This is a genomic window from Microbacterium aurantiacum, assembly GCF_040532595.1.
Taxonomy (GTDB): domain Bacteria; phylum Actinomycetota; class Actinomycetes; order Actinomycetales; family Microbacteriaceae; genus Microbacterium; species Microbacterium chocolatum_B.
Genome location: NZ_JBEVYX010000001.1, coordinates 1,804,870 through 1,820,440, shown reverse-complemented (window position 1 = coordinate 1,820,440; position 15,571 = coordinate 1,804,870). Strand labels below are relative to the sequence as shown.

9 protein-coding genes are annotated in these 15,571 nt (G+C 73.9%); all 9 read right to left on the bottom strand.

All coding sequences use genetic code 11. The features are described from left to right. Positions 1-15: 15 nt before the first annotated feature. The 9 genes from rpsG to ABXJ56_RS08545 all read right to left on the bottom strand — a co-directional run bounded on the left by rpsG (position 16) and on the right by ABXJ56_RS08545 (position 15,489). Positions 16-486: a 30S ribosomal protein S7 gene (gene rpsG, locus ABXJ56_RS08585; protein WP_053546383.1), complete on the bottom strand. Its 471-nt coding sequence runs from the start codon at positions 484-486 to the stop codon at positions 16-18. 5 nt (positions 487-491) lie between these two features. Further along, entirely contained in the window at positions 492-860 is a 369-nt protein-coding gene (rpsL, locus tag ABXJ56_RS08580) for a 30S ribosomal protein S12 (protein ID WP_018187369.1), read from the bottom strand. A gap of 275 nt (positions 861-1,135) precedes the next feature. Then, entirely contained in the window at positions 1,136-1,666 is a 531-nt protein-coding gene (locus tag ABXJ56_RS08575) for a hypothetical protein (RefSeq protein ID WP_353999262.1), read from the bottom strand. Further along, on the bottom strand, positions 1,663-3,531 hold the full coding sequence (locus ABXJ56_RS08570; RefSeq protein ID WP_353999261.1) for a DUF5684 domain-containing protein: 1,869 nt from the start codon (positions 3,529-3,531) through the stop codon (positions 1,663-1,665). The genes ABXJ56_RS08575 and ABXJ56_RS08570 overlap by 4 nt, the downstream gene beginning before the upstream one ends. Beyond that, on the bottom strand, positions 3,531-5,993 hold the full coding sequence (locus ABXJ56_RS08565; protein WP_353999260.1) for a DUF3488 and transglutaminase-like domain-containing protein: 2,463 nt from the start codon (positions 5,991-5,993) through the stop codon (positions 3,531-3,533). Before ABXJ56_RS08565 ends, ABXJ56_RS08570 begins: the two co-directional genes overlap by 1 nt. Next, positions 5,990-7,360, bottom strand: coding sequence for a DUF58 domain-containing protein (locus ABXJ56_RS08560; protein ID WP_353999259.1), 1,371 nt, complete (start codon positions 7,358-7,360; stop codon positions 5,990-5,992). The genes ABXJ56_RS08565 and ABXJ56_RS08560 overlap by 4 nt, the downstream gene beginning before the upstream one ends. Next, positions 7,357-8,322 carry an AAA family ATPase gene (locus ABXJ56_RS08555; protein WP_353999258.1) on the bottom strand — a complete coding sequence of 322 codons (966 nt, stop codon included), beginning with the start codon at positions 8,320-8,322 and terminating at the stop codon, positions 7,357-7,359. The genes ABXJ56_RS08560 and ABXJ56_RS08555 overlap by 4 nt, the downstream gene beginning before the upstream one ends. A 49-nt stretch (positions 8,323-8,371) precedes the next feature. Next, a complete protein-coding gene (locus tag ABXJ56_RS08550) occupies positions 8,372-14,347 on the bottom strand; it encodes an Ig-like domain-containing protein (protein ID WP_353999257.1) in 5,976 nt (1,991 codons plus the stop codon). Continuing rightward, entirely contained in the window at positions 14,347-15,489 is a 1,143-nt protein-coding gene (locus ABXJ56_RS08545; protein WP_353999256.1) for a serine/threonine-protein kinase, read from the bottom strand. Before ABXJ56_RS08545 ends, ABXJ56_RS08550 begins: the two co-directional genes overlap by 1 nt. Between the last annotated feature and the right edge of the window lie 82 nt (positions 15,490-15,571).

Sequence of the window (15,571 nt, the reverse complement as noted above, 5' to 3'; positions counted from 1 at the left end):
GCGACAGGGGTGCTGTTACCAGCGGTAGTGCGCGAAGGCGCGGTTCGACTCGGCCATCTTGTGGGTGTCTTCGCGGCGCTTGACCGCGGCTCCCAGGCCGTTCGAGGCGTCGAGGATCTCGTTCTGCAGACGCTCGGTCATCGTCTTCTCACGACGGCCCTTGGCGTAGCTGACGAGCCAGCGCAGCGCGAGGGTGTTCGCGCGGTGCGGCTTGACCTCGACCGGCACCTGGTAGGTCGAGCCGCCGACGCGGCGGGACTTGACCTCGAGGGTGGGGCGGACGTTGTCGAGCGCCTTCTTGAGCGTGGCGACGGCGTCCTGGCCGTTCTTCGACTCGACGCCCTGGAGGGCGTTGTAGACGATCGACTCGGCGAGCGACTTCTTGCCGTCGACGAGGATCTTGTTCACGAGCTGGGTGACGATGGGGGCACCGTACACCGGGTCGTTGACGACGGGCCGCTTGGGCGCGGGTCCTTTACGAGGCATCTGACTCAGCCCTTCTTCGCGCCGTAGCGGCTGCGCGCCTGCTTGCGGTTCTTGACAGCCTGGGTGTCCAGGGCTCCACGGACGATCTTGTAACGGACACCCGGGAGGTCCTTCACACGACCGCCGCGAACGAGCACGAGCGAGTGCTCCTGCAGGTTGTGGCCCTCACCGGGGATGTACGCGGTGACCTCGGTGCCGTTGCGGAGCTTCACACGGGCGACCTTGCGCATCGCCGAGTTCGGCTTCTTCGGGGTGGTGGTGTACACGCGAGTGCAGACACCCGCCTGCTGCGGGTTCGCCTTCAGCGCCGGCGCCTTGGTCTTGGTGACCTTCGGCGAACGGCCCTTGCGAACCAACTGCTGAATGGTTGGCACGTTCTCTCCTTGTCGGCTGCGCGGGAATCCTCCCGCGCAGGGTGCTGCACGGTGACAGCGTTGTGGTTTCACCACAGATCCACCCGGAGCGCGGCGGAACCGTCGCGCGTCGTATGGGGGGATATGCCGTGGGGGTGGCCTGTTCGCAGACCGGTCCCGTTCGTGAGGTGCTGCGGCCGGCATCCGTGCCGGGGCACGGCGGACGGCGCGCAACGCGCACACCCGCTCAATGATACGCGCCGCGGGCGGGGCGGGCAAACGCGCGCAGGAAGTGCTCAGGCGAGGGTGAGCAGGATCACCCCCGCCGCGACCGCGGCGGCGACGACGACGGCCGCGAGCACGACGGCGACGACGAGGCGGCGACGGGCGCGACGACGCCGGCGGCGTTCGGCGGCGGCGGTGTCGAGGACGGGCTGGATCGGATGCCGCTCGGGAGGGGTGCGCTCGGCGAACGCCGCACGCATCGGACGGGCGCCGTAGGACTCCGGGGGTGCGCCCGTCACCGGGGCGGATCCGCGGGGCGCCGTGCGGGCGGACGGCGCGTCGTGGCCGGGGGTCCGTCGCCCCGACACCTCGGTCTCGTCGGGCGGCGGAGCACCGTCGGCGCGCCCGCGTCGGGACGCGATCTGCGTGTCCTCCTCGGGCGCGCTCGCGTGGGTACGGCGCGCGGCGACCTCGGTCCTCTCGTCGACCGCGGGGGGCGCGGCGTCGACGCGGCGGCGCGCGGCGATCTCGGTGACCTCCGGCTCCGTCGCGGGAATTCGCCGACGGACGGGGGCGGTCTGCTCGTCGAGCGGATCGCTCACGCGTCGGTCCGCACAAGCCGGATCTCCGCATCGCCCAGGAGGAAGCGGTCACCCGCCTCGATCTCCTCGCCGGGAGTCGCCTCGACCTCGGTCCCCATGAGCGTGGCGAAGACCACGCCGTTGGTCGACCCGAGGTCGGTGATGTACCAGCGGTCCTGACGCAGGACGAGACGCGCGTGGGTCTTCGAGACGGTGCCGTCGTCGACCGCGATGAGCTGCGCGCGCGGGTACGCGGCATCCGGGGCCGGACGCCGACCGAGGAGCACCGTGTCGGACGCGATCGTCACGGGCGTCCCGCGCGGGGGCACCAGCGACCACTGCGTGCGACGGCGCCGGGCGATGATCGTCTCGTCCGCCGGCTCGTCGGGGATCTCGGGCCGCACGTGCAGCGCCGAGACCGACGTGCGCGCCGACCGCGGCGCGCCGGCGTCCGGTGCGCCGACGATGGCCGAGACCTCGCCGGACAGCTCGGGGAAGGCATCGGATGCCGGAAGGCGCGACCGCCGCGGAGCCCACGGCTCCTCCGTGCCGCCGCCGTCGCGATCGCCGTCGTCTCCGGCACCGGCGGCGGGAGCGGGCAGTCGCGTCACCGGCGGAGGCGTGAGCGGCGGAACGGGGGCAGCGGGCGCAGCGCCGGCGGAGACCGGCGCGGGTGCGTCGGTGACGGCACCGGTGACCTCGCCGGTGAACTCGTCGTTCGCCGAGATCGCGAATCCCTCCCACGGCTTCCGGGAGACGGGCTCGGGTTCCGGTTCCGGCTCGGGCTCGGGGTCCGGCTCGGGGGCCTGGGCGACCGGCTCGGGCTCCGGCTCCGGCTCGGGGGCCTGGGCGATCGGGTCGGGCTCGGGTTCCGGCTCGGGCTGCGGTTCCGGCTCGGGTTGCCGCACGCGAGGCTGCGGCGCGAACGCGGGCGGCAGCGGTTCGACGGGGCCCGTCAGCCAGGCGATGAGCGGATCCGCCGCGGCGGGATCGACCGGCTCCTCCACGCGTGTGCGGGACACCGGGATCGCGGCGGTCGGCGCCGCCGCCTCGACGGGATCGGGCTCCGGTTCCGGCGGGGCCGCGGGCTCCGATGCAGGTACGGGCTCCGGTGCAGGTACGGGCTCGATCACCGGGTTCAGCCCGGGCTCCGGCGCCGGGGCGAGCTCGGGCTCGGGTGCGGGAAGGGCAGCGGAAGCGACGTCCCGCGCCGGTTCGGCATCCGGCGCCGGGTCCGGCTCGGGCTCGGGCTCCGCCGCAGCGGCCGGCGCCGGCGTGGCGACCGGGTGCCACCACGCGGCGGCCGCGGGGCGACCGACCTCCGTCGCGCCGTCGACCGCGTCCTCGCGATCGGCGCGAGCCGGGGCGGGGAAGGGCCAGGGCTCCGGCTCGGGGAGAGCGGCCGAGGCGTCCGCGTCGATGCCGCGGGAAGCGGCGTCCGGGGCGGGGAAGAGCGGGCGCTCCTCCGGGCGCGGGGTGCGTCGCGGACCGGCCGGGGCGGCGTGCTCGGCGGCACCGAGCCAGCGCGCCGACCCGAAGCCGACGACCGAGGCCCACACCGGGAAGAAGAAGGCCGCGAGGACGGTGACGCCCGCGGGGAGTCCGAAATCGACCCCGACGCGATAGCAGGCGACGATGATCGCGACCCAGACGAAGATCGGCCCGACGGGGAACAGGAGCCACAGCAGGAGCAGCCAGCCGGACATCCCGGCCAGGCGCAGAAGCACGACCTGGTTGAGGATCGGCACCCACGCCTGCCACCCGGGGCGACCGGTCTTGCGGAACACCGCCGCGAGCGCGAGGGCGGTCCAGACGTAGAGGGCGACGCCCACCACGAGGGTGATCATGCCGAAGACGACGGCGGTGGAGTCTGCGGTGGCGTTCATCATGCCTGACGCGCGGGCATCGGGACCCGGCGTCTCCCCCTCTCGGAATCGCGTGCACCCGCATCGGGTGACACCTGACGCACGAATGACCTCAACGATACGGTCCGCACGATCCGGCGCCAGACACCGCCGTCGCGCATCAGCGTCCGACGCTCCTCATCGACGAGCTCCCAGTACCGGGTGGTCTCCGCCGGCGTCGGTTCACCGCCCGAGAAGGCGGCGCGGTCGGCGGCGACCGCGAGCTCGTCCCCGTGCGGCGTCGCCCAGCGCGCCGCCAGTTCGGTGCGGGTCAGGATGCCGGGAGCCGAGCGCCCCGCGTCGACCGCGGCGTCGACGTACTCCTCCCAGCCGCCGGCGATCCGGGCCCCTCCGTCGGGGGCGCGCCGGCGTCCGCGCCGACGCGCCGCCTTGGCGGCGAGGACCAGGGCGAACGGGCCGAGGACCAGCAGCAGAGCGAGGAGGGTGAGACCGGACACGCGCAGGATCGGCCACAGCCACGACAGGTCGGTCCCGGCGGCCTCCTCGTCGCGATCGTCGGAGGCGGAATCCTCCTGCACCGGGTCGGGAGGGACGACGTCCTCGACGGCGTCGGGGAGGACGTCGGTGACGACCTCCGGGTCGCGCTGCTCCGTGACATCGAGGCTCGGCGACTGCGCGTACTGCGGGCTTGCGTCCAGCGCCACCCAGGCGCCGCCCGCATCCTGCACCTCCACCCACGCCGCGAGATCGCCGGCGCGGCAGACCCCGTCGTCACAGGAGCTGAGGCCCGCGGGCGCGTCGAGGCGGGCGCCCACGACGACCCGCGACGGGAAGCCGAGCTCCTGCGCGATGAGGGCGGCGGCCACGGCGAACTGCTCGTCGTCGCCGACGGCGGCGACGTAGTTCCCCGACGCCTGCGCCCGAGGATCGTCCTCGCGCTCCAGCAGGCGGGTGAACATCTGATCGACGCGCGCGAGCGAGTGTCCGGAGGCGCTCGGCTGGAAGCGGTAGTCGTCGAGTTCGGCCACCCACGCCGGCTGCTCCTCCCCCACCGAGAGGGCGTGGCTGAGATAGCCGCGTTCGCGCAGGAGCCCGACGAGCTGCTCGAGGGCGGCGCCGTCCTCGCCTACGCGGTGGCGCTCGACCCACGTGCGCAGGCTCTCGGGCACCTCGACGGTGGCGGATGCCGCGCCCGGGGCGATCGCCGACCCCAGCGCGATCGGGGCGGGCTCGACGGCACGCAGACGATACCGGTCTCCGTCCTGCCATCCGCCCTGGACGGTCTGGACGGCCGCGTCCGCGCCCGAGCTGTAGTAGAAGCGATCGGCGAGGGCGACTGCGCGGGGCCCCTCGAACTCCGCCTCGACCAGGCGGCCGGCCGACGGCATCCAGATGCCGGGGAGCTCGCCGACCACGATCGTGGCGTCGACCGCGGCGCCCTCCCCCGCCGCGCGCACCGCGGGCACCCGGACGAAGCGGGAGGGGGCACCGGAACCGGTCCGGAACACCTCGCCGTCGTAGCTGTCGAGCACGGCGAGGCGCACGCGTTCGGGCGCCGCTCCCCCCGCCTCGACGGTGAACAGCACGTCGTCGATCCGTTCGTCGTCGAAGAGGGCGCGATACTCCGCGAGAGGACTCGTCGCGGCCGTGAGGGAGACCTCCGGCCCGACCGCCCATCGCAGCGTCTGGCGTTCGAAGCCCGCCGCGGTGATCGGCACGATCGCTCCGGCGACGACGACGGCTCCCGCGAGCATCGCAGCTCCCAGCGCCACCCGACGCCGGTCGGATCCGCGGGCGCGGCGCCCGACCTGCACGTCGCCGGACTCGGCGGCGCGGGCGAGGGCCCGGACCCGCTCGTGGTGCGTGCGCCAGGCGAGCCAGGCGAAGCACGCCAGAAGTCCGGCGATCCCGAGCGCGCTCTCCCGCGGGGCGGCGAGGGTGACCGGACCGAGGACCAGGGGGTCGCTCACGACGGTGCGGCCGAAGAAGAGCCCGAACCCGAGCATCGCGAGGCCGACGGGGACGGCGAGGAGCGCGACGCGGCCCTCGTGCCACGACAGGCGGAGGAGCGCGACGGTGCCGACGACGAAGACGACGAGCGCGGGGACGAGCAGGTTTCGGTAGGCGCCGACGGGGAGGTCGACGGTGAGGAGGTCCTTCCACGCCAGGACGAGACCGGCGCCGAGCTCGCCGAGGCCCCGCAGCAGGTCGGCGGGACCTCCCAGGCGACCGGGGACGGCGAGGGGCACACCGAGGACGAGCACGGCCCCGGCGGTGACGGCGGCCGTCGCCGCGAACCGCCACCGGAGCAGGGCCGTCCCGACGGCGATCCCGGCGGCGGCGAGCACCGAGACGGCGACGAGGATCGCGAAGGGCGGCCCGGCGTAGATCGGCCACGCGGCGACGGCGGCGAGCCCCGCGATCGTCGCCGAGAAGACCGAGCCGGCCACGATCGCGGCACGCGCCGTCGTCCGGCGGCTCACGACGTCGCCCCCCGCAGCAGGAGGCCCGAGAGATCGTCGAGGGTGCCGACGGTGAGCACGGTGAGGCCCGTGAGGGCCCGCATCCGCGGGTGGGCGCGCTCGTCGCACACGACCGCGACGACCGCGGTGTCGACCGGGAAGGCGAGGGCCGCTTTCTGCAGCGCCGCGAGCGGAACCGTCGAACCGGTGACGAGGACGGCGACCGACAGGCGCTCCTCGCTCTCGGCGGTGAGCCGGCAGACGTCCCCGATCGCCATCGTGCTCTCGAGCATCTCGACCCCGCTGAAACCGTCGAGCATCGGGCGAGGAGCGGATGCCGGCACCCGCCGGATCGCGCGCAGTCGCCCGCGGACGACCCGGGGGATCTCGGATCCGGTCACCACCGCGACGTCGCGGGCGTCGCGGATGGCGCGCAGGCCCAGCGATGCGGCGCAGGAGACGGCCAGCTCGTACTCCTCGGCGTCGGCGTACTCGGTGCGGGCGGCGGAGAGGACGACGGCCATGCGGGAGCGGCGCGACTCCTCGTACTGCCGCACCATGAGGCGGCCCGTCTTGGCGGTGGACGCCCAGTGGATGTGACGGCGCGAGTCGCCGGGGGCGTACTCGCGGATCGCGTGGAAGGACATGTCCGCGTCGACCAGGCGCCGGGTCGGGCTCCCCTCGAGGTCGCGGATGAGACCGGCGCTCGTGGAGGGGAGGCCGACGGTGCGGGGGTGGACGTAGATCTCGTGGACGTCCTCGAATGCGTGCTCGCGGCGGAGCAGGGCGAGCGGGTCGGCCCGCACCGTCGTCGCGGGTCCGACGGTGACGACCCCGCGGCGGAGGCCCGGGAGCGACAGCTCCTGGGCCACCTCGTTCCCGGGCCGCAGGAACGGCACACCGACCTCGACCAGTCCCTGCCCGACGGGGACGTCGATGCGCCCGGGGAGGGCGGAGCGCGCCGCGACGTTGCGCACCACGACGCGGCCGGTCACCCCCGTCCCGGCGACCACGCGCTCGTGGGCGAGGTCCAGATCGACCGCGTAGGAGCGGGCGCCGAAGAGGAAGGGGGTCGCCACGACGAGCAGCACGAGCGCGACGACTCCCGCGATCATCCACTCGAGATACCCGAAGCGGATGCCGAGCACGAGGCCCGCGGTCGCCGCGACGAGCATGAGGGCACCGGCGGGGCGGACGGTGCGACCGAGCCACGCCACGGCGCGACGGAGCGCGTGGACGGTCGCGCGCCACGCGGAGGCCGCCCACACCGCCGCGCGCAGGAGCGCGCGATCGCGCCCGCTGACCGCCGACGTGGCGGTCAGCTCGCCGCGCCCGGTGGTGCCGGTGGCGGCCGAGGTGCGGGTGAGGCGGGACTCGGTGAGACTCATACGGCCTCTCGGCGACGGGGCGGCGCGACGTCCAGCAGCACCTGACCGACGACCGCCTCCTGGGTGACGCCGTCGAACTCCGCCTCGGCCTGGAGGATCAGACGGTGCGAGAGCACCGCCACGGCGAGCGCCTTCACGTCATCGGGCGTCGCGTAGGTGCGCCCCTGCGCCGCCGCACGCGTGCGGACGGCGCGGGTGAGGGCGAGCGCGCCGCGGATGCTGACGCCCAGGCGCACCTCGTCGGCGGCACGTGTGGCGTCCACGAGCCGCGCGATGTAGTCGAGGACGAGGGCGTCGACGTAGACCTCGGCGGCGAGGTCGGCCATGCCCGCGAGCACCTGCGGGGTGACGATCGGGGTGAGCTCGGCGGTGTCGATCGCCGCGCCGTCGAGGATCCGCACGGTGGCCGCGTGGTCGGGGTAGCCGAGAGAGGTGCGCATCATGAAGCGGTCGAGCTGCGCCTCGGGCAGGCGGTAGGTGCCGGCCTGCTCGACGGGGTTCTGCGTGGCGAGGACGAGGAACGGCTCGCCGACGGGGCGGGTGACGCCGTCGATCGTGACGCGGCCCTCCTCCATGACCTCCAGCAGCGCCGACTGGGTCTTCGGGCTCGCGCGGTTGATCTCGTCGGCGAGGACGATGTTGGCGAAGACCGGGCCGGCGTGGAACTCGAACACGCCCTGCTTCTGGTCGTAGACGCTGATGCCGGTGATGTCGCCGGGGAGGAGGTCGGGGGTGAACTGGATGCGGGTGTTGGTCCCCTGGACCGACTGCCCCATCGCCCGCGCGAGCGAGGTCTTGCCGGTCCCCGGCACGTCCTCCAGCAGCACGTGGCCGTCGCTCAGCATCGCAGTGAGCACGAGCTCCACCACGTGGCGCTTGCCCAGCACCGCCCGCTCGACGTTGTCGGCGAGCTGAGAGAAGGTCTGCGCGAACCAGGTCGCCTGCTCCTGCGTGATCGTCATGGGGTCCTCGTCGTGCGTCGTGGTGTGGATCGGGGAGAGCGGATGCCGCTCAGGGGTTCGGGGCGGGCTCGGGGTCCGTCTCCGGGGCGGGCGGCGGCTCGGTCGGAGTGCAGCTCGCCGTCACGGTGCCGGTGGCGTTCTGCAGCCCCCAGCCCTGGGCGCTCCAGTCGACCGTCACCGTCGTCTCCATGCGGGCGGCGGCATACGGGACGGTCCAGCTGTCGGCCGTGCGCTCGAGCACCGCCCCGGAGGCGTCGAAGAAGCGGAGGTCCGCGTTGCTGAACGTCACCGCCGCGCGGCCGCCGCCGGGCGCGTTCGAGGAGTCCCAGGTCCGCCCGAGCTCGCCACCGCCGACGCAGGACGAGATGCCCCACGTCGCCTGCACCTGGTAGGGCGCACTTCCGGACCGCGGGGTCACCCGGGCCCAGTCGCTCGGCGTCCCCCAGAACTCGTGGACGTAGCGCACCGCGATCTCGGGGTCGGCGCCGAAGCGTGTGCTCGGGAAGCCGCCGAACTCGACGCGGTTGCGGTTGGGGACGCGCTCGTCCGAGGTGGGCTGCGCACGGATGAGCCACTCGGCGCGCTGGTCCACGACGTTCGGCGCCGGGTCGACGGCGAAGGTGTACCCGCGGGGGGCCCTGCCGGACTGCTGCGCCCGGACGGATGCCGTCGCCTCGGTGCGGCCGAACACCCGCTCGCCGACGACGGACTCCACGCACGTGACGAAGCGGTACTCCTCGCCGTCGGTGAGTCCGGGGAACGAGGCGGTGGCGCCGTCGGGTCCGGTCTGGCAGCGGTCGCCCTCGCGGACGATGCCGTAGCGGAGGGAGGACCCGTCGCCGTTGAGTCGCGCGGTCGCCCGCGCGGTGACGGTCGACGTGCCGTCTCCGTTGGAGACCGAGTCCAGCACCAGCTGCGCATCGCGCGGGGCGCCGACGCCGTTGCCGGAGACCGTGATCGACCCGCCCGAGGGGCTGCCGCCGAGCCCGGGAGGGAGGTCGAAGCGCGAGAACGGCGTGATGGTGATCGGCGAGGTCGTGTTCGTGCCGATGCGGTAGCTTCCGACCTCGACGCGGGTCTGGCCGCGTCGGACGCTCAGACGCTGGGTCTCGCCGGCGGGGCTGGTGATCTCGAGGTATCCGGTCTCGTTGGGGTCGATCCCGTCGATGACGAGCGAGACGACGTTGCCCGCGCCGTCGCGGGTCTGCACCGGGGCGACCTGGACCTGTCCGGGCGCGTTGGGGGCGGCGTACGCCCACGCGGTCGTCCGCACGCCCGAGCGCGACTCGCCCACGGCGTTCACCGCGACGGCGTCGTACTGGCGCTGCTCGCCGTTCGGGGCCGGGATGGAGGGGCAGACGCCGTCGCTCGAGCACTGGGCCACCACCGCGCCGCCGCTGCGCACGACGAAGCCGCTGAGTCCCGGGTACGCCGAGCGCGCGGCGCCGGGGTCGATGCGGAGGGTGACCGAGCCGTTCTCGAAGCCGACCTGCCCGATGCTCGCGGGCGCCTTGGGGTACCCCTGCAGGTCCAGCAGCAGGCGGCCCTCGCGATCGCCCGCCGTGGCGCGGCCCTGGGCGTCGCGCACGGTGAAGGCGGCAGAGCACGTCGCGCCCGGGGCATCCGCGCTCCACGAGGCCGTGACCGTCGTTGCGGAGGCGATCGAGAAGCTCACCCCGATGCACTCGCCCGTCGGGCGGACGCCGGTGAGCTCGAGGGGCGTCCGCGGAAGCGGGTTGACTTCGCCGGAGGCGCCCACGACCGAGATGCTGCACGACGAGCCGGCGGCCTGGGAGCACTGCTGGGCGACCGATCCGCCGCGCGGCAGGGTCGAGGGCGCCGCGCCGACCCGCAGGATGAGGCGTCCGGGCGCGGTCTGCGCGTGGCTCGGCACGGTGACGACGGCGGCCTCGTCGCGGCCGGGCATCGCGTCGTCCTTGCCGGTGACCGTGACGATGCTTCCCGCGAGCGAGACGTCGAACGAGACCCCGCCGTAGTCGAGGGCGTACTGGATGCCGTCCCAGTCCTCGCGGAGCTGCCAGGTCGTGAGCGTCCGCAGATCGAAGGTCGCCGTCTCGCCCGGGCCCACCGTGAGGGAGCCGGCGCGCAGCTCCGGCTGCGGATCGAGGGCGACCACGATGATCGGCACGGAGAGATAGGTGAAGTCCTCCGTCCCCGCCAGGCGCACCGGCACGCGGCACGAATCCGACCAGGGCGCGCCCGCGCCGGCGTCGTACCGGATGCGGGTGCCGCCCTCCAGGCGGCACACCGCCTCGCCACGGGCGCCGGAGGATCGGACGTCGGGTCCGATCTCGACGGTGCTGCCGCGAGGGCGCGCCACGAGGTCGGCCATGTCGAAGACGACCGATTCGAGTTCGTCCACCTCGGGCGGGACCGCCCCGGCGCGCAGCGCCAGCGTCAGATCGGCGTCACCCGGGACCCGGAGGAACGCGTACGTCTCGATCTCGCCCGACGCCCCCTCACCCGACACGCGGAACGGGATGAGGCGCGTGCGCTCGGGCAGCTCGCCGCGCAGCCGCGTGCCGGTGACCTCGACGTCGTCGATGTCGCCCCACAGGGCGACGTCGAGGTCGCCGACGTCGCCCGACGCCCACGTCGCCGTGCCGTCGAGGACATCGACGCCCTCGAGGAAGTCCTCGCGCGTCTCGGCCGTGAGCACCGTGTCTGCCACGATCGGGTAGTCCGGCACGCTCTCGCGCACCACGCGCACCACGATGCGTCCGCGCGCGGTGTTGCCGGAGCTCGACTCCAGGTCGTACAGGAACGTCATCGTGGCCGGTTCGGTGCCCGCCTCGATCTCGAGCGACGTGTCGTCCCGCGAGAGGATGCGCTCGGCCAGCCGCGTGTATTCGGCGGTGACGGCGCCGTCGGCATCCGTCTCGGGCAGGTCCGGACGCACGTCCGTGAGGGTCAGGGTGCCGAGGGTGGGATCCACGTCGTTCGCCAGCGGCGAGACGCGGATGGTGTTGCCCTCGCCCGCCTGCACCTGCACGTAGTCGGTGTAGGTGACGGGGCTCGGGTTGGTCTGCCCGTCGAGGACGCCCACGCGCACCGTCCCCTCCCCCGTGGCGCCGAAGGCGTCCACGACGCGATAGCGGAACGTGACCTGCCCACGGTCGCCCGGGACGCTGGTGTAGACGATCCCGGCCCCGTCGGCGGCGATCGTCGCCGCACCCCGCTCGGGCTGCTCGAGGATGCGGTCGAGCGTGACGGCGTCACCGTCGGGGTCGACGCCGAAGCCGTCGAAGTCGATGCGGGTCGTCTGGCCGCTGAGGACGCGCCCCTCGAGGGTGTCGGCCACCGGCGGACGGTTCGCCTCCTCGTCGAGGACGCGCACGCGCACGGTGGCGTCGTCGGCGAGCGAGGGGGCGCCGGTCGTGTAGACCGAGTAGGTGATCGTGTAGTCGCCCGGCTCCTGCGGCGCGAGGTAGCGGACGACGTCCGATGACGCGAAGGCGAGCGCGTCGGGGGACGACGAGACGACGGATGCCGGGTTGAGCGTCGGACGTCCGCCGGCGGGGGCGACGTCGTTGGCGAGGACGGGGATGTCGATCTGCGCCCCGGCGCGCACGACGACGCGGTCGTCGACCGCGATCGGAGCGAGCTCCGGCGCGGGCGGGAGGAGGTACACCGTCGCCTCGCCCTCGACGCGGGCGCCCTGGTCCTCGGTGCCGTCGCTGACGACGTAGCGGACGGTGCCGAGCCGCCCCGGTTCGCCGGATGCGGTCGAGCCGGACACCCGCAGCTGGTTCTGACCCACCGCGTCGACGGAGAGGACCGCGCCGGGGTCGGCGGCCGTGGTGACATCGCTGAGGAGGAGCACGCGGCGCGTCGGATTCGATACGGCGGCGAAGATGTCGAGGGTGGCGTCCTCCTGCGGGTGGACGAAGGCCACGACGGGCGAGGTCGCCAGCTCCGCCGGCGCATCGGCGGGGAGGAGGGTGATGCGCGTCGTCCCCGTGGCCTCGGTGGAGCCGTCGGTGACGGTGAAGTCGACGCGGTACGTCCCGGGTTCACGCGCGGTGAAGTCGAAGCCGGTCGTCCCGCCGGTGACCGTCGCCGTCGCCGCGGCGTCGTCGAGGACGCGCACGGACTCCAGCGACAGCGAGCCGGTGGTCCCGGACACGTGCGGGGCGACGTCGACGTTGATCGCACCGCCGACGACGTCGCGGACGGCGAAGGACTGCACGGCCAGGCGCGGCTGGGGTGAGACCCGGACGACGAGCTGACGCTCGGTGGTGTTGCCGGCGGTGTCGGAGACGGTCACGGCGAGGTCGATGAGCTGCTCCCCGCCGGCCCCGTCGTCGGAGTGCTGGTAGACGACGTCGCCCGACGGGGTCGCGGCGACGCTGCCGATGCCGGATCGGTTCTCGACCGAGAGCAGGAGGAGCGGGTCGGACTCGGGGTCGACCCAGCCGGGGAGGATCGGCACGGTGACCGTGCCGCCGCGCGCGACCTCGGGGGCCGGCCACTCGACGAGGCACTTTTCCACCCCGCACCACACCGGCGCGGTGTCGGTGTCCTCCCCCACGACGGTGAGGGTGACGGTCGTCGGCTCCGAGGCGAGGCCGTCGGCGGTCGTCCCGTCGGTCACGCGGTAGGTGAAGGTGGCGGATCCGGTCGCGCCCGGCTCGGTGCGGACGGCGAGACGCTGGGCGTCGTCGGTGACGGTGACGGTGCCGAAGCCGGGATCCAGGCCCGTGACGGAGGTCGGGTCGATGCTGAGGACGTCCTCGTTCGGGTCGTGGTCGTTCATCAGCACCGGCAGGGTCGACAGGCTCCCCGCGCGCACCCCGAAGGCGTCGGGTTCGGCGACGGGCGGCTTCGGGTCCAGCTGCACCGGCAGCTGCTCCTCGGCGGGCACGGCATCCGGATCCACCCGGTCATCCAGCGACCAGTTCTGACTCGAAGGCACGAGCTCCCCGTCCGGCACGGTCCAGGCCCAGCCCGAGCGCGTCTCGTTGAGGATGATCGAGCCGCCGCCGTCGACGAACACGGGCCGGCGCTCGTCGCCGAGCGATTCGCCGCCGTAGTCGAGGGTGCGGGGCTCGGCATCCGATCCCCAGAGGATCCCCGTGCCCTCCCCCTCGGGCAGCCACGCCGCGTAGACCTCGCCGTCCCGTTGGATCGGCTGGGCGGGGATGCCGAGGACCGTGGCCCCGGTGCCGAAGGCGATGTCGGCGCTCGACCCGTCGAGGGCCACGCGCACGAGCGCGGTCTCGGTGGCGACGAAGATCTCCTCCGCCGCGGACGACGGCTCGGCGACCGTCATGGCGCCGGTGGCCGGGAGAGGCGCCGCGTCCTCGGCGTCGCGCAGCCACATCCGACCGGACTCGCCGTCGACGACCGCCCAGGTGTCGCCGGCGGCGGTGACCGCGGGAGCGGCGATCTCGTCGATCTCGAGCGCGTCGCGCCCGCGCACCTCGCTCCGGCCGATGTCGTACCGGAGCACCGAGGCGTCCGTCCGGGAGTAGGCGAAGAGGACGCCGCGATCGTCGATCGCCACGGCATCGGCAGTGTAAGCCGGGGCGTCCTCGTCGGTGGTCGGGAAGGGGTCGAGCGCGCGCGGCTCCTCCCCGCCGAGGATGCCGACGTAGACCGTGCCGGAGTCGGTGAGGTAGGCCACCCGATCACCGGAGGCCGCGACGTCGATCGTGCCGGGGGGCGTGGAGTCCGAGGCTCGGAGCGCCTCCTCGTCGAGGTCGGCGGGAAGGGCTTCGTCGATACGGGTGATCTTGCTGAAGGAGTCGCTGAAGAGGTAGACCCCGGCGGGAGAGGACACCACCGCGTCGGGGTTGCTGATGCTGCGGACGGTGTCGAGCTCTCCGACCGCGGTGTTCACCCGCGCGTAACGGCGGCCGTCACCGGTCTGCAGAGCCCAGACAGACGTCGAGGCCTCGGGCGTCTCCTGCGCGTCCAGGCCCGGCCACACCACCGCGATCCCGACGACGAGGGCACCGGCGGCGACGCCCGCGGCGAGGGCGGCGATCGTGCGGCGGCGCATCAGAACACCCCCACGGCCCACAGGGCCCCGATGACCGCGCCCACGGCGACGACGAAGGACAGGCCGGCCGCGATCCACGGCACCGCGGTGCTCGCGCGTGGCCCCCGCGGGACCGGGGTGGAGATGTCCGTGTCCTCGTCTCGCGCCAGGGAGGTGACATCCGCACCCGGGCGTCGCTTGCGGCGGTTGTCGCGCTCGAGCTGCGAGCGCACCGGCCCGCGGAGCGAGGAGTCGGCGAAGTCGACCGGAGCGCCCGCGGGCGCCCACTCGTCGTCCGGGATCTCCAGGCGGGTGATCGACAGGGCGAGCTCGGCCTGCACCCGCTGCAGCGCCTCGGCGAACGCCCGGGCCGAGGCGAAGCGCTTCCCGGGATCGCGCGCCATGGCCGTCGCGAGCGCGACCTGGAGCGAGGCCGGCACATCCGGCCGGGGGATGTCGGTGTACGCCGCGCGGGCGATGCGGCGCCGCAGCTGTTCCTTGGTGTTCTGGCCGCGCTCGCGCCGCTCGAACGGGCTGTGCCCGGCCAGGAGCGAGTACACCGTCGCGCCCAGGCTCCACACCTCGCTCGAGATCGTCCCGGCGGTCTGCTCGGCGATCACCTCGGGCGCGCTCCACGGGATCGACATCGCCAGCACCTCCTCGGCATCCCGCCGGAGGAGGGAGGAGGAGATGCCGAAGTCGGCGAGGACCGGTGCACCGAAGGTGGTGATGAGGATGTTGCTGGGCTTGACGTCGCGGTGCACGAGGCCCGCGCGATGCGCGGACTCGAGGGCGCCCGCCATCCGCACACCGGTGGCGAGCACCTCTTCGACGGGCAGTCGCTCCAGCCGGTAGCGCTGCGCGAGCGAGCCGGGGCAGTACTCCATGACGATGTAGGGACGCCCGTCGGCGGAGATCCCGGCCTGGTACACGGTCACGATGGCGGGGTGCGCCGAGAGGTGGGCGAGCACGTCCGCCTCCGCATTGAACATGCGCCGCAGCTCCGGGTCGCGCACGTCGCTCGGCATGACCTTGACCGCGACGTTCCGGCGCGGCATGTCCTGCTCGTAGAGGAAGACGTCGGCGAACCCGCCCGAGCCGAGGGGACGGACGTACGTCAGCCCCGGCAGGATCGGGGGCGCGGAGGGGAGGCGTGTGGACACGTCACCTCCTCGCTCGGACGCCCGCCGGCGCGCGGAAGCACTCGCCGGGGAAACCCGGACATGCTAACAAACCGCGCCCGCG